17 protein-coding genes are annotated in these 21,324 nt (G+C 33.3%); 15 read left to right on the forward strand and 2 right to left on the reverse strand.

All coding sequences use genetic code 11. From position 1 onward, the window contains the following. Nucleotides 1-24: 24 nt before the first annotated feature. Both ACY0M5_RS12280 and ACY0M5_RS12285 read right to left on the reverse strand, forming a co-directional pair. Nucleotides 25-1,182, reverse strand: coding sequence for an efflux RND transporter periplasmic adaptor subunit (locus tag ACY0M5_RS12280; RefSeq protein WP_461629334.1), 1,158 nt, complete (start codon nt 1,180-1,182; stop codon nt 25-27). Between the two features lie 115 nt (nt 1,183-1,297). Continuing rightward, the gene (locus ACY0M5_RS12285; protein ID WP_156196013.1) at nt 1,298-1,807 is read right to left on the reverse strand and encodes a GbsR/MarR family transcriptional regulator; all 510 of its coding nucleotides are present in this window, start codon (nt 1,805-1,807) and stop codon (nt 1,298-1,300) included. A 1,064-nt stretch (nt 1,808-2,871) separates the two neighbouring features. Here ACY0M5_RS12285 and ACY0M5_RS12290 point away from each other — a divergent pair. The 15 genes from ACY0M5_RS12290 to ACY0M5_RS12360 all read left to right on the forward strand — a co-directional run bounded on the left by ACY0M5_RS12290 (nt 2,872) and on the right by ACY0M5_RS12360 (nt 21,184). After that, nucleotides 2,872-4,029 (forward strand): right-handed parallel beta-helix repeat-containing protein, encoded by a 1,158-nt coding sequence (locus ACY0M5_RS12290; protein WP_461629335.1) that lies wholly within the window; start codon nt 2,872-2,874, stop codon nt 4,027-4,029. Between the two features lie 438 nt (nt 4,030-4,467). Beyond that, nucleotides 4,468-5,682, forward strand: coding sequence for a sulfatase-like hydrolase/transferase (locus tag ACY0M5_RS12295; protein ID WP_461629336.1), 1,215 nt, complete (start codon nt 4,468-4,470; stop codon nt 5,680-5,682). A gap of 514 nt (nt 5,683-6,196) precedes the next feature. Beyond that, nucleotides 6,197-7,423, forward strand: a complete 1,227-nt coding sequence (locus tag ACY0M5_RS12300) for a DegT/DnrJ/EryC1/StrS family aminotransferase (RefSeq protein ID WP_461629337.1) — start codon at nt 6,197-6,199, stop codon at nt 7,421-7,423. Then, nucleotides 7,387-7,965, forward strand: coding sequence for an acyltransferase (locus ACY0M5_RS12305; protein ID WP_461629338.1), 579 nt, complete (start codon nt 7,387-7,389; stop codon nt 7,963-7,965). The genes ACY0M5_RS12300 and ACY0M5_RS12305 overlap by 37 nt, the downstream gene beginning before the upstream one ends. Nucleotides 7,966-8,083: 118 nt before the next feature. Continuing rightward, the gene (locus ACY0M5_RS12310) at nt 8,084-9,175 is read left to right on the forward strand and encodes a Gfo/Idh/MocA family protein (protein ID WP_461629339.1); all 1,092 of its coding nucleotides are present in this window, start codon (nt 8,084-8,086) and stop codon (nt 9,173-9,175) included. A gap of 251 nt (nt 9,176-9,426) precedes the next feature. Then, on the forward strand, nt 9,427-10,689 hold the full coding sequence (locus ACY0M5_RS12315; protein WP_461629340.1) for a nucleotide sugar dehydrogenase: 1,263 nt from the start codon (nt 9,427-9,429) through the stop codon (nt 10,687-10,689). A 94-nt stretch (nt 10,690-10,783) separates the two neighbouring features. After that, complete coding sequence (locus tag ACY0M5_RS12320) at nt 10,784-12,088, forward strand: lipopolysaccharide biosynthesis protein (RefSeq protein ID WP_156196018.1); 1,305 nt, start codon at nt 10,784-10,786, stop codon at nt 12,086-12,088. A gap of 38 nt (nt 12,089-12,126) precedes the next feature. Next, nucleotides 12,127-13,239: a glycosyltransferase gene (locus ACY0M5_RS12325; RefSeq protein ID WP_461629341.1), complete on the forward strand. Its 1,113-nt coding sequence runs from the start codon at nt 12,127-12,129 to the stop codon at nt 13,237-13,239. Between the two features lie 34 nt (nt 13,240-13,273). Next, nucleotides 13,274-14,356 carry a glycosyltransferase gene (locus ACY0M5_RS12330; RefSeq protein ID WP_461629342.1) on the forward strand — a complete coding sequence of 361 codons (1,083 nt, stop codon included), beginning with the start codon at nt 13,274-13,276 and terminating at the stop codon, nt 14,354-14,356. A gap of 37 nt (nt 14,357-14,393) precedes the next feature. Further along, nucleotides 14,394-15,629, forward strand: a complete 1,236-nt coding sequence (locus ACY0M5_RS12335) for a hypothetical protein (protein ID WP_461629343.1) — start codon at nt 14,394-14,396, stop codon at nt 15,627-15,629. A gap of 15 nt (nt 15,630-15,644) precedes the next feature. After that, nucleotides 15,645-16,799, forward strand: a complete 1,155-nt coding sequence (locus tag ACY0M5_RS12340) for a glycosyltransferase family 4 protein (RefSeq protein ID WP_461629344.1) — start codon at nt 15,645-15,647, stop codon at nt 16,797-16,799. Nucleotides 16,800-16,823: 24 nt separating this feature from the next. Then, on the forward strand, nt 16,824-17,915 hold the full coding sequence (locus ACY0M5_RS12345) for a glycosyltransferase family 4 protein (RefSeq protein ID WP_461629345.1): 1,092 nt from the start codon (nt 16,824-16,826) through the stop codon (nt 17,913-17,915). After that, entirely contained in the window at nt 17,916-18,977 is a 1,062-nt protein-coding gene (locus ACY0M5_RS12350) for a lipid II:glycine glycyltransferase FemX (RefSeq protein ID WP_461629346.1), read from the forward strand. Between the two features lie 98 nt (nt 18,978-19,075). After that, on the forward strand, nt 19,076-19,906 hold the full coding sequence (locus ACY0M5_RS12355) for a hypothetical protein (RefSeq protein WP_461629347.1): 831 nt from the start codon (nt 19,076-19,078) through the stop codon (nt 19,904-19,906). 156 nt (nt 19,907-20,062) lie between these two features. Beyond that, nucleotides 20,063-21,184 (forward strand): sugar transferase, encoded by a 1,122-nt coding sequence (locus ACY0M5_RS12360; RefSeq protein WP_461629348.1) that lies wholly within the window; start codon nt 20,063-20,065, stop codon nt 21,182-21,184. Nucleotides 21,185-21,324: the final 140 nt, after the last annotated feature.

Raw genomic sequence — 21,324 nt, forward strand, 5'->3', positions numbered from 1 at the left:
TATTTACAGTTTAAAAACCTGATATTATTTTTTGGAAAATGCTCTGTTGTCTGGTTGAGTTGAGGAGCCGGTTTGTGGAAGTATTTGCATTCCTTCTCTAAGTTTGATTAATCCCCCGGCAACAAATACTTGTCCTTCAGTAAGTCCTTCTTCAATAATAAAATCATTACCAAGAGTTTCTGAAACAAATACTTCTTTAGACTCTATTTTGTTTTCATTACCAAGAAGATAAATAAAATGTTTTCCCTGCAATTCGAAGGTCGATTTTTGCGGTAAAATAATTGCCTGATCTATGTTAGATGGCAGTTTTATTTTTCCACTAATACCACTTCGTAATAAATTGTCTGGATTTGAGAAAATTGCACGATAGCTAACACTTCCTGTTCTTGGGTTTACCATTCCGTTAATGGTCTCAATTTTCCCTTTTTGATTGTAAATTGATCCATCTGCAAGGATTAACTCAACTTCAGGTAATGCCTTAATCATATCTTTAACGCTATTGCCATTCAATTGTCGATTGAATTGTAATAATTGCTTCTCGTTTAAAGAGAAGTAAGCATATACATTACTAATATTGGACACTGTAGTAAGTGGTTGAGATTCTGTACGACCAACTAAGCTTCCAATTCTATAAGGTATACTTCCAACAATTCCGTCAACCGGACTCTTGATAATAGTATAGTCTAAATTTTCTTTGGCATTCATATAATCTGCTCTAGCAGCTATCAACTGAGCTTTTGCAGCATTTAAATTGCTTTCTGATGTTTCTAATTGTACCGCGCTAATGATATTTTTCTCTACCAAAGGTTTTATTTTATTCACATCAACTTGTGCTGATACCACCTGAGCTTTTGCTACTTCAACATTTGCTTCGGCAGCTTTAACTTGCTGATTTAAAGTTTTGGCAGATAATTTAAACAGAATCTGTCCTTCTTTAACCTGGCTGCCTTCATCAATATATATTTTTTCAATAAAACCATCCACTTTAGGACGAATTTCTATGTTTTGTTCTCCTTCTATATTTGCAGCATATTCTGTGTAAATAGTAATGTTTTCTTTTTTCACTGATTGTACAGGGAATGGCATTGGTCCACGAGCCATTTGTGGTTGCGATGAATCCTTACAAGATGATAAACCAAGTAGGATAATGGCCATACTTGCTAAGATGTAATTTCTTTTCATGATTTGAATAAATGTATAAATTGTTTTTAATTAGTTCCTTTAGTTCTATATATAGCGAACTTGCTGATTGTGCAAGTCCAAATATGTTTAGGTGTCAGTGTTATTTATTTCATATTTAATTAGTTATTGGACATTTCGCTTTTATTTGATCACGAAGCTGTTCCAGAAGTCTTACAGTATTTGATAAGTAGTCTAAATAGGGCGTTTCTTGATTAGAGCCATATTGCTGGTCTTCTTCCTTAATAATCCCATTGGCTGTTTTTTTGTACTCTAATATCTGTTCAACCAAAAGGTGTTCTGTTTTATAGTCAGCTATTTTTTCTTCAATTCTAGAAATGAATCCAACAGGTGATAAGGTATAGTACTTTTTCCGGTCACCAGGTTTTGTAAAATACACAATCATGTTCGATTTGGTTAGACTCTGAAGATTAGTGGAGATCGTACTTTTGCTGGCACCTAAAAAATGAACCAAATCATCAAAAGTGGCTCCATTTTCTTTATTAATGAAAAGGGTAGCGAAAATTCTCGCTCCGATAGGCGATAACTTTTCTTGCCCCTCCATAAACAGACCAAACTTTTCCACTAAATATTTCTTTTCCTCTTCCAAATCTTTCCTGTTTTTCATTTTTCTTAAATTTTTCTGGAACAAATATACATTTAGTTCGGTTTCAACCGAACTAAAAAATGTTAAAAAAATAAAAAGAATTCTATGCAATCGATGGAAGAGCAATAATAAATTTAAATGTATCAATAATTGATATTTCGTTGAGGAAAAAATGGATTCGATTTAATGAAGTTATTTAAAAATGTCTTAGTAAAATAATGATAAATGCAAAGATATTCGGAGCTAACCAATGTGTTTTTTTGTTTCAAAACGTACAGGTATCTATTTAAAAGTATTTAACCGTGCATTGATTCTTTCAACAACAAACCGTTACTTATAAAGTGATTTGTCAAAGAATGAAACGTCATTTTTACATGCGCGCTTATTTTGATCAATTACATCACAGATGTAACAATGTTTTCTAAATCCCTGTGTATTAAATCCTGTATCAGAATTAAGAAAAAGTCCATCAATGCAAATATTGCTTGATTTTAATGAATCAGTCTTATACTTAAAGTTGCTGACAAAATATTTTACCTGGAATACTTATTGATATGATAATTAGTCACTTCGATTCGTGTAGTACTTTCACGCACTGTAGATTGTTTCTACACTATATAAATGTAAATTTTTGTTGTTTAGATTGATTAAAAATACTTAAACTTTTGTAACATTCACATTTCCCGACCGTTAAATGCCTTAGGAAGTTTCAACCCAGTGAATGAAATTTTTTTTGGCACAGAATTCTCTATGTGAGTTGTGAAGTTGAAAAATGTCTAATTAATTACAGATGGCAAAATTGAAAGAGAAAGGATCATATATTGGATTCCGCTTTAAGAGCTTACAAAAGAAAGCTCATCTTGATAACCCTTCCAATAAAAAGAAAGGTTTTGAATTCCTCAAAATCATCCATTTTTTTACCCCTCACGATATTTTAATATTGAATAATCCACTGTGATTACAGCAGTTTTATTCCACAAACTTGGTTAATATTTGATTAATAATCTAAACGTATAGTTTGGAATGAGGTGTCTTTTTGCAAAAAAATATAATAAGAAAATAAACTATCTTTAATAATAATATCAATGAGAAATAAGAGTAGAGTGATTGCAGTAATGATGATATTGACCATGTGGTTTTCGTTTGCAAGTTGTGATGATGAATTAGTTGAAGAGCAGGATTCAACCGAGGTTGTTGAACCAATAGTTGACGAGAATAATGACGACACAACAGTTGCAGACACTACTGGTGGCACTAACACTGAGAATAGACCAATAATTGAAAATCAGACTTTTAATAAAACCTTGATTATTGATGGTCATGAAAATGATAGTTTGATAATACGTAACTGTACATTTGAAAACATGTCTGATATTGCACTTTTAATTAAGACTGTAGATCACGTGATTATTAGGGATTGTATTTTCAGGAATCTGCAATCGCATGCGATTTTTTTACAAGCCGGTCAAAGCTCCGATGACATTTTAATTGAAGGAAATGAGATTTATAATGTTTCAGGAATAGGAATATTTGCTGGGGAAGATCATATTAACACTAAGTGTTTGGGCAACATAATTAATGAAGTGAGTCTTGTTAATATAGACGGACACACTCCGCACGGTATTTATTTGTGCGGGAAAAATTTTATGATTGAAGGAAATACCATTTCCAAATGTGGTTCGGAAGATGGCAAAGGAGTAGGAATTAGTGTACGATCTTATGGAACCATTTCGAAAAATAAAATTTATGATGGAAAAGCCAGTGGCATATCTTTCTCAAGTGATCATTCTGCTTTTTACGGCACATTATTAATTGAAAACAATGTGATATTTGATAATTTCGAAAATGCGATTAGTCTTTACATGTCAAATGAAGACTCACCTCTTGGAAAAGTTACAGTTCGATTTAATACTTTATTATCCGGCAACAAACCTGTTATTTATGCCAATACCTGGAAAAGCATGGAAAGTGAGTTAGAATCTTTCGGAAACATACTAATTAGAACCGATGGAGATATTAATTATGTCGATGTCTCAACATCGAATCCATTTATTGAATCTCAAAATCTGGTAAGTAGCGGCGATCTTGGTTTTGCAGACTTTACAGAAAGAGATTTTCATTTGATTTCAGGTTCTAAAGCGCTCAATTTTGCAGTTGGAATTCTTGATTTCCCTCAAGAGGATATGGAAGATAAAAATAGGAGCTTGTCTGATTTAGATGCAGGAGCATACGAAGCTAAATAATTAACAAGCGCAAAATAATAGGATGGAAAAGGGCTGTATCTTGATTGATACGGCTCTTTTTGTATAAAAAAATATATGTTTGATAATTTCCATTATCAGGCTGATATTTGTTTTTTTCAATATATGTTCTGAACTTGTATGTAGCATAATTAGAAATGATTTCTAAAAATAGTTACTTAACAGAATGGAGGAATCCGAACCATGTTTTTTGCCTCTTCTGCATTTATACCGATTAGTATCTAAATTTACTCAATCATTTCTCCCAAAGAATCTGATTATGATTGAGTTTTAGTCCCGAGAACCAGGGACGGCATTATATTTCTGTACAAATTTGTCTATAGAAAGTATTATTCCCGGATATTAAATTATCTGCCATAACTTATTGCAGAAACTGATAATTATAGTGTTGCTAATTTACGAATATTAAAACGAACTGATGTGAAAGAAAAAATACTTCTGATTTCGAAAGATACGCTAAGAACAGCAGCATTAGGTTGTTATGGCAGTGAATTGTGGAAAACTAAAAATATTGATGAGTTGGCGGATAAGGGAACCATTTTTCACCGACACTACACTGCTGCAGCAACTTCAGCAATGTCATACTCTTCAATGTTCACAGGAAAATACTGTCATGAATTGGACAGAAAGGAATTTACTGAAGTTGAAGTTTTTAAAGGAGAATCATTATTTCGAATTCTTGAGAATAAGGGATATGCATGCCATATATTTTGGGGTGAAAGTTGGTTTCAAAATGTGGTTCCTTATACGAAAATATACGGAGAGAAGACGAATTTTCATAATCTGGATATTGAGCAAAAAGTTGGTTCTGAACGAATAAAGAGAATCGATGAGGAGGCTGTTATTCAGGAAACATTAAGTAAAATTGTCGATGGAGTTTTAGAAATTATTGAGACTAAAGTGTTTATTTGGGTTCATTTTCCACATGTTTTGTATGGTAAAACATGCTATGATTCAGATATTGAAGTTTTTGACGAGTTTGTTGGTGAAATGCGGAAACATTTTAGTGATGATTCCATTTACATTACTTCTGATCATGGTCATATGAATATGTCTAAAGGGATTCCGGTATATGGATTTCATCTTTATGAAAGTGCGGTTAAAGTTCCTCTGATTACACCTAGGATTGATGGCAACAAAACAATTGAATTCCCTACCAGCCATATTCAGTTAATGGATATAATTCTTGAAGGTAAAATAATTCATAATGATCATGTATTTATTGATACTCAATATTTTATGCAGGAAAACCGGAAATTAGCAGTTGTTAAGGACAATTTTAAGTATATCTTCAATAAGAGGGGTAAAAAAGAAGAACTCTATGATTTGGAAGCTGATCCTGGAGAGAATGTAAATCTTCTTCAGAGGCAAGTTGAAGAAAAGGGTAGGGGAAAACTCTATTGGTTAGATGAGATCTACTATTACAAAAAATGGGATGTGGTACATTCTGTATACAGAGACCTAAAGTCGGAGAAGGATAAAGTTTGGAGAGAAGGCAGTTTTATTGATGAATTGCTGTATAAAATTAATTTTAAACGAAAATATCTTATTAATAAATTCAGGAATAAAAGATATTTAATAAAGGGAAAAGGAATTTTAGATTCAAATCCATTTGTAATCAATTACAAAAGATGAGAAAATGGTATAAACACTATGTTTACAGAGTATTTGTTTAATTTTTCTTATGGAATGATAAGGGTGTTTTATGGATGGAAAACAATATTTTGTAAAAGAATTTATTTAAATCGACAGATTTAACAATTTTTTCATTGATTATTATTCAAAATGGTTTGAACTTGTATTACTTGCAAACAGAAAATAAATAAGATACATGAACTGCGATGATCGAAATTAAGTAATTGTTTGCTTTATAATTTTATTAAGAAATAAAATATTAGCCCAATTTTGTTTCAGTGAATTTCACCTCACAAAGCAAAGCTTTGGAGAAAGAAACAATTCAATCCCATTCTTTATCGTGGGATTGAGGAAACGAAGTAGTGCCCAAGTTCTTCCTTTATTAGGATTTTATTGCCTTAATAAACCTCTCTCTATTCCTCCCTCCCTCTTCTAAATTTAATCTAACATATTACATCATTATGCAATTTTGATGTTGTAGCTGTATACTTGAAACTTTGTAAAAAAAAATCAGATGGGTAGGGAGATTGTGATGGTTGATCTGATCGGGCAATACACCAGATTAAAAGATGAAATTGATTCAGCAATAAATAGAGTTTTACTATCAGGCAAATTTATAAATGGCCCGGATGTAAGCTGTTTTTCTGAGGAATTCGCTCAATGGATGGGCATAAAGCATGTTATTCCATGCGCCAATGGCACCGATGCTTTGCAATTGGCAATTATGGCTCTGCAATTGCAACCGGGAGATGAAGTTATTGTTCCATCATTTACTTATGTTGCAACCGTAGAAGTAATCTCATTACTTGGGTTGAAGCCTGTATTTGCGGATGTAGATCCTAACACATTTAACTTGGATGTTAATGATGTACAGAAGAAAATTACAGAAAAAACTAAATTAATTATTCCAGTACATCTCTTTGGTCAATGCGCAGATATGGAAAAAGTAACCCATATCGCAGAAAAATATAATTTAAAGATTGTTGAAGATACAGCACAGGCTGTTGGAGCTGTTTACCATTATTCTGATGGAAGGTCGGTTAAGGCTGGAACTATAGGTGATTTAGGAACAACATCTTTTTTTCCATCAAAAAATCTGGGATGCTTTGGTGATGGAGGAGCGTTATTTACAAACAGTGACGAATTAGCAGCCAGAGCCGGAATGATGGCTAATCATGGTCAAAGAATAAAATACCACCACGATGTTATTGGTTGCAATTCCAGATTGGATAGTATTCAAGCGGCCATTCTGCGAATAAAACTTCGCTGTCTGGACGAATTTACTGAAAAAAGAAGGCGTGCAGCAGCCTATTACCATAGTCAACTGAGATTTGTTCGGGGCATTTCAGCTCCTTCTTGTTCAAACTTCTCAACGCATGTTTACAATCAGTTTACTCTTAAAATTGATTTAAGTGATCGATTTCATATTAGGTATATAAGAGATAAACTGCAAAATGGACTGAAAAAAAGAGGAATTCCTTCAATGATTTATTATCCAATTCCTCTTCATCTGCAAAAAGCATATTGCAGCCCGGACTATCCAACTGGCTGTTTACCTGTGTCGGAACGACTAAGTGAAACAGTGTTATCAATCCCAATACATACGGAAATAAAAGTGGATGAATTGAAATTTATCACTGATTCCATTAAGACAATTATGAATAATATCCTGATAAATGTTCCTATTTCAAACAATAAATTTAAATGGAAGAAAACTATTTTGCCCACGAATCTGCTGTAATTGATGAAGACTGTAGAATTGGGCAAGGAACAAAAATTTGGCATTTTAGCCATGTAATGAGTGGATGCACAATTGGTCCAAATTGTAATCTTGGACAAAATGTATTGGTAGCTAAGGGGGTTATTTTGGGCGAGAATGTAAAAGTGCAAAACAATGTATCCTTATACACCGGAGTAATTTGTGAAGACAATGTGTTTTTGGGACCTTCTATGGTTTTTACGAATGTAATTAATCCGCGGTCGGCCATTATCAGAAAGAATGATTACAAAGAAACGATTATCCGCAAAGGAGCTAGTATTGGAGCCAATGCAACAATTATCTGTGGTACTGAAATTGGTAAATATGCTTTTGTAGGAGCAGGTGCGGTGGTAACAAAATCTGTTAAAGATTATGCTTTAGTTGTAGGAAACCCATCTAAACAAATTGGTTGGGTAAGTGAATATGGACATAGGTTGAATTTTGATAAAAATGGGTTCGCAACTTGCTGGGAAAGTGGTCAGGAATATCTTATTAAAGATGAAATGGTGTGGAGGAATGAGTGAGTATATTGGAATAGGATCTAAATTTATTCAATCATGAGAGAAATTAAATGATTGAATTATAGATGTTAACCAACATTATGCCTCTGTGCAGATTTGTTTGTAAAATGTGGTTTTGGTGATGATGAAAAGGAGAAAAATTCGGTTTGGAATTGTAGGGATGGGGCACATTGGGAAGCGGCATCTGGAGATGATCAGGTGCAATAATGATGCTGAAATAGTTGCTTGTTGTGACCTGTTGCCATTGGAAGAATTGGAACTTTATATTCCAGGCATTCCTTTCTATAGGAATTATGATGAGATGTTGTTAAATCATAAAGAGATGGATGTTGTTAATGTGTGTGTGCCAAATGGTTTGCATGCTAACATGTCCATAAATGCTCTTAATATGGGATATCATGTGGTTTGCGAAAAACCAATGGCGTTAAGTAAATCTGATGCTGAGCGGATGTTGTATAAGTCTCTCGAGGTTTCTCGGCATATTTTTGTTGTAAAACAAAACCGATATTCTCCACCGGCAATATGGCTAAAAGAGATTATGAATCAGGAGTGTTTAGGTCAGATTTATATGGTTCAATTGAGTTGCTTTTGGAACAGGGATGAACAATACTATCGACCAAATTCTTGGAGAGGACGGCAAAAAGAGGATGGTGGAACATTATTTACACAATTCTCACACTTTATTGATATTGTGTATTGGCTGTTTGGAGATATTAAGAATGTGAAAGGAATATTTAAGGATTTTAAACACGCCAAGCTCACGGATTTTGAGGACTCGGGTGTTGTGAGTTTCGAATTTGTTAATGGAGGAATCGGATGCTTAAATTATTCAACTGCAGTCTATAAAAGAAATTTGGAAAGTTCTATAATCATTATCGGTGAAAAGGGGACGATTAAAGTGGCTGGTCAGTATATGAATGAGGTTGTTTATTGTGACATAGAAAATTACACCATGCCGGAACTAAAACCATCTAATCCTCCAATAGATTATGGAGCTTATAAAGGATCTGCTCAAAATCATCATTACGTGATTGCAAATGTTGTTGATAAGATTCAGAATAATGGAGTTATAGCCACCAATGCACTTGAAGGTTTGAAAGTTGTTGATATTATTGAACGAATTTATCAGTTAAGAGATTTGATTGAAATAAAACAAAAAAATGAATGGGTAAGGAACTATAAATTAAATGGAGTAAATCAAAAAGATATTTAGAAACTGTTTAAAATTCATTTTTTTTTGATAAAAATTTCCAAAAAATAAGCAACGTCTTAGTTAAACGGATACAAATCACCATAAGAAATGTGTGATATTCCAGATGTTTTTTGTGTAAATAAAGTAATGGTTGAAACGTTCGTAAGTTAATAATTAGTAACTCACACACGAGCATGATTATTTACTCATGATAAGTTCTCCGGATTTATCTGAACAGGCTATCCGACAACTAAAAAATAGATTATACTCAGATGAAAAATGTGAAAATCGCCGTTATCGGACTTGGGTATGTTGGTTTGCCTTTAGCAATGGAATTTGGTAAAATATATCCAACGCTGGGATTTGATATCAACGAAAAAAGGGTGCTTGACCTGAAATTGGGTTTGGATTGGAGAAAAGATATGGGGGCTGATAATTTTAAATCATCCATTCATTTGCAATTCTCCAGCGATCCGGATCAGTTGAGAGGATATAATGTGTATATCGTTGCGGTGCCAACGCCTGTAAATAAAAATAATCATCCGGATTTAACACCTCTTTTTGATGCTTCTAAATACATTGGGAAGGTACTTAAAAGAAACGATGTTGTAATTTATGAATCTACAGTATATCCAGGTGCAACCGAAGAAGATTGTGTCCCTGTGTTGGTGGAATACAGCGGTTTAGCCTATAATAAAGATTTTTATTGCGGCTATTCTCCGGAAAGAATTAATCCAGGGGACAAAGTACACACTCTTACAACAATTTGTAAGATTACTTCCGGTTCTACACCAAAAATTGCTGATTTTGTTGATCGGCTTTACAAATCAATTATTACAGCCGGAACCTATAAGGCATCATCAATTAAAGTAGCTGAAGCGGCAAAGGTTATTGAAAATTCACAACGCGATATAAATATTGCATTTGTAAACGAGCTGGCAGTAATCTTTAACAAACTAGGGATTGATACCAATGAAGTTTTAGAAGCCGCTTCCACCAAATGGAATTTTTTATCATTTAAACCAGGTTTAGTTGGCGGGCACTGTATTGGTGTTGATCCATACTATTTAGCTCACAAGGCTTTGGAAGTGGGGTATAATCCTCAAATTTTGCTGGCAGGAAGAAGATTAAATGATGATATGGGATTGTTCATTGCATTTAATGTTATCAAGGAAATGGTTAAGAAAGGTTTCCGTATTCCCGGATCAAATGTTTTGGTGATGGGAATAACTTTTAAGGAAAATTGCCCGGATATCAGAAATTCGAAAGTGATAGGTTTAATTAAGGAACTTAAGGAGTTCGGCTGTAATGTTGAGGTTTATGATCCTTGGGCCAATCCGATTGAGGTTAGGGAAAGATATGATTTGAAAATAATACCTTACCTGAATGGGAATAAGTACGATGCTATTGTTGCTGCGGTTGCTCACGATGAAATTCGGAAGGTAGATATAAAGAACCTGAAAAATGGCCACGATTCTGTTGTTTATGATGTTAAAGCAATCTATCCACGTCATCTTGTAGACGGGCGGTTATAAAAACAATCAACAGGAGAAAGTGCGATGACTGTTTTATTCTCCTCAATAAAATAATTGTATTGATTTTGAATTGGAAATTTTTGAATTTGATGAGATGTATACAAGAATCTTAAAGGGAGGAGCCATACTTTTATCATCAAATATAGTAGCCTCATTTTTGGGATTTCTGGTTCTTGCAGTTGTTGCTAAAAATATAAGTATTGATGAATTTGGAGTTATTGGTATTATTCAGTCTTACACGCTGACTGTTGCAGCATTATTAAATTTTCAAACCTGGCAAACAATAATTAAATACTATCCAAGAATAAAGGATGATAAAGATCTTATTCAATCCTTATTAAAATTTTCTTTTCGGCTCGATTTAATTACCGCAATTATAGCCTTTGTTTTTGGAATTATATTTCTGGAAATTATTTTCCGTACAATTAATTTGCCGGAGATGTATAAGTATTGTGCCCAAATTCATTTGCTAAGCATTTTAACAAAACTTAATGGAACAGCAACAGGTTATCTTCGTGTTCATGACAAGTATAATTTGTTTTTTAAATCACAGTTCGTTGCCGGATTCGTTAAATTAATCCTTGTATTGATCGTTTTTTGGCTCGATCTTGGTTTTGTTTATATTATAATTGCCTTTGCATTTGGAGAAATTGTTTACGATTTTACATTAAATCTATTTTTTTACAAGGTTTTAAAATCCGACTCTTTAACTGGATTTTTAAGAAAAAGCACTAAGCTAATTAAAAATAAATACAAAGATATTTTCGAATTTTCATTCTATTCCAATTTAATTTCATCTTTCGATACGATTATATTTCAGGCTGATATAATGATTGTTTCGGGTTTTTTTGGGGTAAGTTATGCGGGTTGTTTTAAAATGATTAAAGTCATTACTGGATTAATCAATAGAATGGCAGGACCGGTTTCAATTACAATTTCACCAATAATCAGCGAATTAATTGCTGAAAATAATTTAAAAGAACTCAGGTCTAAATTGCTAAAATCCTTCTTATTCCTAGCTCTTTTTTTTAGTGCAGGTTATATAATTTTTATTGCTTTAGATGAATTTATGGTTCGAATAGTATTTAACGAAGAGTACTTGAAATATATTTTCTATTTGGATTTTGCCATTTTTAATCTCTTTGTGGGATTAATATTTATGGGTATTCATCCTGCAGCCAATTTTTTGGGGTACCACAGACAAATACTCTATATTATTATTGTTTTGTCCCTAATTTATTTGCTGCTGATTTTTCTGTTTTACGAAAGTGCCGGATTCGAAATTATTTTTATTGCCCAGTTGGTACAAATATCTTTAGTAGTAATTTCAAAACTGTATCTCACCAATAAAAAACTTAATCTTATTGCTTTTCAGAAATCAAGAATAATACATTCTTAATCAATTAATTGAGTTGTTTTTTGTGAATTTATGTTGTTATGAAAAAAATAGTTCATGTAATATTTTCGCTGAGAGTTGCCGGGGCAGAGAATGTTTGTGTTACTATTTGTAACCATTTAAACAAGCAAAAATATAAGGTGTATATTATCACAATTTTCGATGCTGTTCCGTTGGCTGAAAAGCTAAAGAATAATACAAGTGTAACGGTGATTTCTATGGGTGTACCTTTGAACTCGAGATTCTGGCTTTTTTCCCCGAAAGTGTTTATAAAATTTAGAAGAATACTTAAGGAGATTGCACCGGATACAATACATTCTCATTTTTGGGGAGTTGGAACATGGATTCTGTCCGTTATTAAAGACCTGCCTATAAAAAATAGAATTGCTACTATTCACACTTCGGGAGGGCATTACAAATCATCCTATTGGTTTTCCCGTATTGACAGGAATGTAGAGATGTTAACATACAAATTGTTGAATTTTAAATTGGTTTGTGTTAGTGAAGAAGTTCGAAAAACAATGAAGGAAAAATTAAAACTTTCGAATTCCTCTGTCATTTTAAATGGAATTGACATTGATTATTTTATACCTGTTAATGGCAATGCGGAAAAGAGTACAAATTATCCGGTGTTAATTCATGTTGGTCGGTTTTTACCTGCAAAAAACCACTGGGATATTATTCGTTCATTGCCTGTACTAAAAAAGAAATTTCCGAATTTTAGAATGTATTTTCTGGGCGTTGGAGTTAAGGAGCAATTAGAGGAATATTGTAAAGAAAATCATTTGATCGATAATGTATATTTTCATGGTGTGCAGGATAATGTTTTGAAATATTTGCATCAAGCAGATATCGGAATTTTCCCATCTTCTTATGAAGGTCTTGGATTGGCTTTATTGGAAATGATGAGTTGTGAATTACCTGTTATAATTTCAGATATACCCGTTTTTAGGGAGATTACCAAAAATGGTACTTGTGCAAAAATTGTAGGTTTGCATCAAATTGAAGAGCTTTCAAATTGCATTGTCGAATTGGCTGGCGATAAAAAACAGATGAGCGATTTAGGTAAAACCGGTAGAAAGATTGTTATGGAGAAATTCTCTCATAAACAAATGATTTCGTCTTATGAAGCTATGTATGATATGATATACTAGTTCATATTTTAAGTTGTTCTTGTATAAATATTAGATGACAAAGAAGAAGTTGCTCCTTATTTCACCAAGTCAGTTTGGATATCTTACTGATTATTATTTCTACTGCAAATACTTGAAAGATGAGTACGTAATTACATTTTTGTGTTTTGATGAAGGTTTAGAGAAAATAAGCATATCAGGTGTTACGGTTAAATATTTACCTGTTGATGGCAACCGGATTTTACGATATATCCTGTGGCTGAAATTTATATTCAGAGAATTCAGACAACAGAATTACGACATTACTTTTTTGTATAGTTTTAAGTTTTGTTCTCTGCTTAAAATATTTTCAGGAAGTAGATTATTGGTTTTAGATATAAGAACCGGATCAGTTAAAGAAAACTATTTAGTCAATACAATTCAGAATTGGCGGCTTCGTTTTGAAAGTTATTTCTTCAATCATATCACAATTATTTCCAAAGGTCTTATTAATCATCTAAAAATCAATTCTTCAAAATGTCACTGGTTGCCGTTAGGAGCTGAGATTTTGAAGGATAGCAATTGTGGATATAATAAGCTTAAGTTGTTGTATGTAGGAACTTTAAATCACCGGAGATTGCAGGAAACAGTGATTGGGTTTTCAATGTTTTATGAGGAATATGGCGATGAGATTGAATGCTCCTACAACATTTTTGGTTTTGGATCTGAAAAAGAAGAACGTTTGCTTCAGGATGCAATTAAAGAGTTAAACCTTTCTAAAATTGTACACTTCCATGGGAGGAAAAACTTAACTGAAATTCTTGATTATTATAGAGAATCCAACATTGGAGTCTGTTACATTCCTATTACTCCATATTTTGATTTTCAGCCTCCAACTAAAACTTTTGAGTACATTCTTGCAGGCATGGTTTGCATAGGTACTGCCACTGTCGAGAATTCCAATTTAATAAATGAGGAAAATGGGATTCTTTGCCGCGACACACCTGAGTCATTTTATGAAGCACTTCAGGAATATCACCAAAAAAGACATCTCTTCAAATATGATTCTGTTGTAAGTTCTTTGGAGGATTACCGTTGGGACAAAATCGTAAATGGAAACTTTAAACCGTATCTAAACAGATTGATGGACAATGCTTAAATTAGCGTTTCATAATCTTTACTGGACGTTGATTTTTATGACTGGAATCTTTCAGTTGTTGGGAATTAATTCCGGAATTTATAAAATAGGAATACCTTTTGTCAGCGGAGTCTTATTTATTTACACATTTGTGTCTAAAGGCAATCAGTTAAAATACCCTTTTGTATGGTGGTTTGTTGGATTTACAGGACTAGCGGTAATCAGTTCATTTGTGAATAAAATTGATACTTTTTCCTTACTCTATTTTTTGGTATATACTAGCTTGTCCTATTTGTATTTTATTGTTCTGATCAATGAAAACAGCATTTTGGTAATTTCAAAGGTGATTTCCTTTATCAAACTGCTTATTGCAATTCAAATTCCTGCAGTAATTATAAAATTCTTTTTGATAGGACAATCCGAACATGGAGGAATTGGAACCTTATCTATAAATGCTGGAAGTGTGTCTGCAATTTTCCCTCTATTTGTCATTACAATTTTATTCAGTCTGTATCTCTTCGAAAACAAGAAAAAATATCTGATATATATTATCTGCTTTTGCATTCTTGGGGTAATTGGAAGCAAGCGGGCAATTCTCATTTTTATTCCATTAGTCCTGATAATTTGTGGTTTTCTATTTGTTAAGTTAGAGAGAAGGGTTTATTCCGGAAAATTTATAAGTAAGGTATTGGTGGCCTGTTTAATGGGAGCCGGTATATTTTACTTTACAGCAAAAACCAATAAAACCTTAAATCCTGAACAAAGTAATTGGGGCAGTTTTGATTTGAATTACATTGCAAATTATGTGAATAATTACACCAGCTCCGGAGGTCGTGATAAATCAGAGATGAGAAGAAAAGATGGTTTGATCTATTTCATCAATTATACATTAAATGCAGATTCACATAAAATGCTTTTGGGAGATGGAGCAGGTAAGCTCATTGAGTCGAAATACAATCCCCGGGAAGGATCAATGGAGAATGAATATGGAGTGAGGTATGGGGGAAGAATGACATTAGTATGGTTGCTTCTGCAGGTTGGCATCCTTGGTACCATAGTGTTTTTGCTATTCTATTTGCGGTTATTTTCTCTGATTTTAAAAAAATACAGAAGCAATCCTGTCGATTTGTCTTTTTTGGTACTAACCATTGTCTTTTTTATTGATACAGTGAGTTATTCGAATGTGTTTCTTCGTTACGAATATTTAAAGGGCTTATACTTTGTTTTGCTTGCTTTAATTTTACTTGATCATAAGTACGCCACTACTTATTTTACCGATCTGGTTTCATTATAGATAAATATACCCTGAATGAAAGTTTTAATGATAAGTTCGCTGCCAGTAAATCTTAATTCAATTCAAGGCGGGGTTGATGCTGTGGTTGTGAATTTGCTAAAGGGTTTTGAGTCTTTTCCAGAGGTAAATCTGCTAATTCTTTCATTAGGGAAGTCGGATTGCAGAAAAACTGTAAAATATGCCGGCAATATCACAATTGAATATTTATTCAGAAAAAGTCAATTTGGAGGCAAATTATTCAATAGTTTTTTTCAAATGAGGAAGGATGTCCATAACCATATCCGAGAGTTTAATCCGGATATTGTGCACATTCAAGGGGCTTCTCCAATGCTGTTTTGTTTATTGGGATTGAATAAGAAAAATCTTGTAATCACACAACATGGAATAATGGCGGAGGAAATTAATTACCAAAAAAATAAAACAGACAAGTTAAAATTTTGGTTTAAAATGATTGTTGAACGTTATTTTTATCCAAGGTTTGAGAATTATATATTCATTTCCAGTTATAATCGAAAGTTTTTAGAGCAGTTGAAAGGAAATCAGAACTATTATGGGAAATTAATTTTTAATCCTGTAAATCCAATTTTTTTTGATTTGAAAACCCATTCAAAATTTGGAAATCGGATCTTATATGTTGGAGTCATCAATCAACGAAAAAACCTCCTATGCTTACTAAAAGCGATGCTTAGATTAAAAAATAAGACCGGGGGATTTAAATTGGATGTGATCGGTGGGTTTAAAGATGAATTTTATAAGAACTTGATATTTAGTTTTATTAAAGACCATAACCTGGAGAATGAAGTCAGCTTTTTGGGGTGGAAAAGTCAAAGTGAGTTGTTGGACTTGTATAAGAAGGCTGACCTTTTTGTTTTGCCCTCTCTTCAGGAATCATTGCCGGTTAGTATAGCCGAAGCCATGGCTGGGGGTCGACCTGTAATTGCGGCGGATGTTGGTGGTGTTGCTGAAATGATTACCGCCAATAAATCAGGTTTTGTTTTTAATGCAGATAATTCGCAGGAGTTGGAAGAATGCCTGTTAAAATTTTGTAATGAGGATGGACTCTATTCCAGGTTTTCTGAACATGCACGAGAAGAGGCAATGAGAAAGTTTCACCCTAGTAAGGTAGTTAATCAAACAATTGAATTTTATAAAATGATTCTCGAAAGTTAGGCTTATTTCCGGTATCTGTGTTTCATGAAAAAAGTTGATAAATTCAAAATTGGTGTTATCGGATTAAAAGGGCTTCCAGCTTATGGAGGAGCGGCAGCGGTAGGAGAGAATATTATTGCTCAGCTGGCTAATGATTTTGATTTTACAATCTATTCAGTTAGTTCCCATACCAATTTGAAATCAGGATGTTATCAAAAAAGTTTTCAAATTGTGATTCGTAAGTTGCCTTTCGGAAGCATTAATTCTCTTTTTTATTACGTTCGGTCTGCCTTGGATGCGCTTTTGTTTCGAAAATATGATTTGATTCATTTACATCATCGCGATGCCAGTTTTGTGATTCCTCTTCTCAAATTGCGCTATCCTGTGGTAGTGACAACGCATGGAATGGTTCTGACATCCAAATGGATGCGATACAAACTTTTTTTTGATTTTGAAGATCGGCACTTTCTTAAGTACGCCAATTTTATTACTACTGTTTCATTAAAAGATCAAAGAAAAGTTGAGAAACTGATATCCTCTGAAAAGGTGAAATACATTCCAAACGGGATAAATTCCGAAATTGAAATTACAGCAAAAAAGGAAGAGTATATCTCTTTTGCAGCAGGAAGAATGTTACCGGATAAAGGTTGCCACACATTTCTGGAGGCAATGGATTTACTCGAAAAAAGAGAAAGCGCTGTAATTATGGGCGATTTAAAGCAAAATTTAGATTACGAAAAAAAGTTGCTGCAATTGCAGAAAAAAGTAGGCAACATTCTTTTTACAGGATTAATCAAGGAGAAGAAAAAGCTGTTTAAAATCATATGCAGCAGTAAATTTTTTGTGTTTTCTTCTGAGAATGAATCCATGTCGATGATGTTATTGGAAGTTGCGGCTCTTAAGGTTCCAATAATTTGTTCTGATATTCCAGAGAACAGAGATGTTTTTAACGATGAGGAAGTTCTGTTTTTTAAGGTAAAAGATGCAATGGATCTTTCAGAGAAAATTAAGTATGCATCGTATCATCCTGATGAAATGAAGATTTTTGCCCTAAAAGCGTATGATCGATTGCAAAAGAGTTATTTATGGAAGAATATTGCGGAAGAATACAAAACCATATTCAAGAAATTTATTTAAATGACATTCAACACAACGGAACAGGAGTCTCTTGGTAAGGTAGCCGAAGATCTTGAAATCATCACTGATTCTTCAATGATCGATAGAAAATCCTGGAGCGATTTTGTTCGAAATAACTTGCATGGGAATGTATTCCAAACGCCGCAAATGTATGACGTATTTGAGCAAGCAGAAGGCTTTACTCCAATTTTGATTGCTGCACGTAAGAATGGAAAAATAAGCGGGGTTCTGTTAGCAGTAATCCAAAAGGAAATAAAAGGAGTTCCAGGAATTCTAGCCAATCGTGCAATTATTAGAGGGGCTCCATTAATTGATAATGAAGATGGGGAGGTGCTGAATCAGATCTTGACAAAATTCAATGAAAAGATTCAAACTAAAGCTCTGATAATTCAAATTCGGAATTGGGCTGATACATCGAATTACAAATCGGTTTTCCTGCAATGTGGTTACAGGTATCAAGATCATCTGAATATACTATTGGATCTGGAACAATCGGAAGAAGTTATTTGGAAAAATATTAACAGGGAAAAACGAAAGAGTATAAATAAAGCTTACCGCGAGGGCGTGAGAGTTGAATTGGAAAGTCCGCATGGAGATTTAACTGCCACATATTCGATTCTACAGCAGCTATACAAGAGAATTCAATTGCCATATCCAGATATTGACTTCTTTAAAAAATGGCAGAGGAATTTAGATGTAGAACCAAGATTTTTAGTATTTGCTGCTAAATGGGACAAAGAAACAATAGCTTTTCGTTATGTATTGGCCTATAAAAATGTGCTTTATATTTCTTATGCAGGAGCTCTTAGTAAGTATTACCCAAAATGCGCCAACGACCTGATTAATTGGGAAGTAATGTTGTGGGGAAAAGAAAATGGCTATACTGTTTATGATTTTGCCGGAGCTGGTAGTCCTCATGTCCCTTATGGCGTGCGGGTAAATAAAATGAAATTTGGAGGACAGACCTGTAATATAGGGAGGTATGAAAAAATTAACCGTCCAATACTATTTTTCATTGCGAAGTTTGGGTTCTATTTATGGAAAAAAATATCATTCAAGTAGGTGATAGTTCCTTTGCTTTAAGCAATGTGGATTAAAACCGCTTCTTTGCAGAAGTTCAATTGAGAATCTGATTTAATGGATTGTAATATTAAAATATTTTGCAGCTAGACTTTACATTTGATACTTATAAGAAATTACTGAAAGGATTTATAGATAATAATTATCATTTTCAGACTTTCTCAGCATATCTCAAGAACCCCAAAGATAGAGTGGTTATTTTGAGGCATGATGTGGATAGATTGCCAGCTAATTCACTTGAATTTGCACGCATTCAGTCCGACATCGGGATTTCAGGCAGTTATTATTTTAGATCTCGGAAAAAAGGTTGGGATGAGGACGAAATAAAGCAAATTAATAATTTAGGACACGAAATTGGCTATCATTATGAGAATTTGTCAAGGGTGGTCAAAAAACTTAAATCGTACCATGATATTAATCAAATACTTAATTATGGGCTGAAAGATTTCGAAACGCAATTAACTAGTTTACGTCAATTGGTTCCAGTAGAAACAATTTGTATGCACGGCGCTCCCACTTCTAGATATGATAATAAAAATTTGTGGGGAAAGTACCAATATTCCGATTTTAACATTATTGGAGAACCTTATTTTGATCTTGATTTTAGTACTGTTTTTTACCTTACGGATACCGGCAGACGCTGGGATGGTTTTAATTTTAGCATAAGAGATAAAATTAACGGACAACAGAAGTATTGGCGAGAAAAAGGCATGGTATTTAAAAGCTCGTTTGACCTTATTGATGCATTAAATCAAAATGTATTGCCACCTAAAATAATGATTACATTTCATCCGCAGCGTTGGAATCATTTAAATATTGATTGGTGCAAGGAGTTAATTTTCCAAAATATTAAAAATCCTATAAAGTGGGCACTAATTAATTTCAGACGGAAAAAAGTCTTAATTACATAATTGTTTTATTCACAAAAGTTCGTCTATGCTTTGTAACAGTTTGATTTTTAGAGAGGTTTGTCTAATGAGTATTTCTATGTAAAGATTGGGAAATAAGCACATTGTAAATCAATCTAATGTTTAATGATCTATTGTTGTGTATCAATATTTTATGTTATGAAGAAAGAGTCTGATGCTATTAGCAGCTTGGAAAGTACAGGACAAAGGATAGAATCGGCGCAGAAACAGTCCGGTTTTGTTATCTTACCTAGCGATTTCATTGATCTTTCCCAGAAATTAGGTCAGAAAGAGTTTGAGTTTATAAGCAGATATTTTTGTCGTTTTACTTCCAGACATGTTCTAATAAGTTCAAAAGATATCAGCAAATTGAGAGGAGTAAATTTTCAGTTGTTGGTGAGTGTAGAACCTATCAATAATCTAATTAGTATTAATGAGTTTTTTGGAGCCGCTAATTGTAAACTTGAAAAGGGAGGTATCTTTATTTGTCGCCTTAAACCACAGGAAAAGGTGGAAAGAAGAATACTTACCCGTTATCCATTTCCATTAAATAAACTGGTATATGCAACCTACTTTGTTTTCCGCAGGGTGTTTCCCAAACTCAGCATTACCCGTAATTTCTATTTGAATCTAACAAAAGGTAAAAATAGATCATTAAGAGAACTTGAAGTAATTGGTCGGCTATATGCCAGTGGCTACGAATTAGTAAATAAATATAGTGCCGGAGAATATGTTTATTTGGTAGCTGAAAAACTGAAAGCACCTTTTTTTGATAAATATTCTTCTTATGGTTTGCTGTTTAAAATGAAACGGATTGGTAAAGATGGAAAGGAAATTTTGGTTTACAAATTGAGAACAATGGTTCCTTTTTCAGAATATTTACAAGAGGCCTTTATAAATAAAAACCGATTGGCAAAAGGAGGGAAAATCAATAATGACAGCAGAATAACACCTGTTGGAAGAATTCTCAGAAAATATTGGATTGATGAAATCCCCAACCTTTTTAACCTGCTAAAAGGAGAGATGAAATTGGTTGGAGTTCGTCCGATTAGCAAGTCATATTTTAATTTATACACACCCGAATTACAAAAGTTGAGACTAAAAGTAAAACCTGGAATTATTCCACCTTTCTATGCGGATCTTCCTGAAACTCTTGAAGGAATTGAACAGTCAGAAAAAAAATATATTGAATCCTATTTAAAAAATCCCATACAAACTGATATAAAATATTTTATAGCTTCCTTCAAAAATATTATTTTCAAAAAAATACGAAGCTATTAGATTGATATCTTTTTTCCTGATTATTAGTTTTTGAGACTACCTCACCATTCAACAGTTCGTTAAGGCTTTGTTATTGCTTTATTTTCAGAGTGATTTACTTAACGGGTGTTTTGATGTAAAGATTTTAAAAATAAGCACAT

The sequence above is a fragment of the Labilibaculum euxinicum genome (assembly GCF_963678175.1).
GTDB classification, from domain to species: Bacteria; Bacteroidota; Bacteroidia; order Bacteroidales; family Marinifilaceae; genus Labilibaculum; species Labilibaculum euxinus.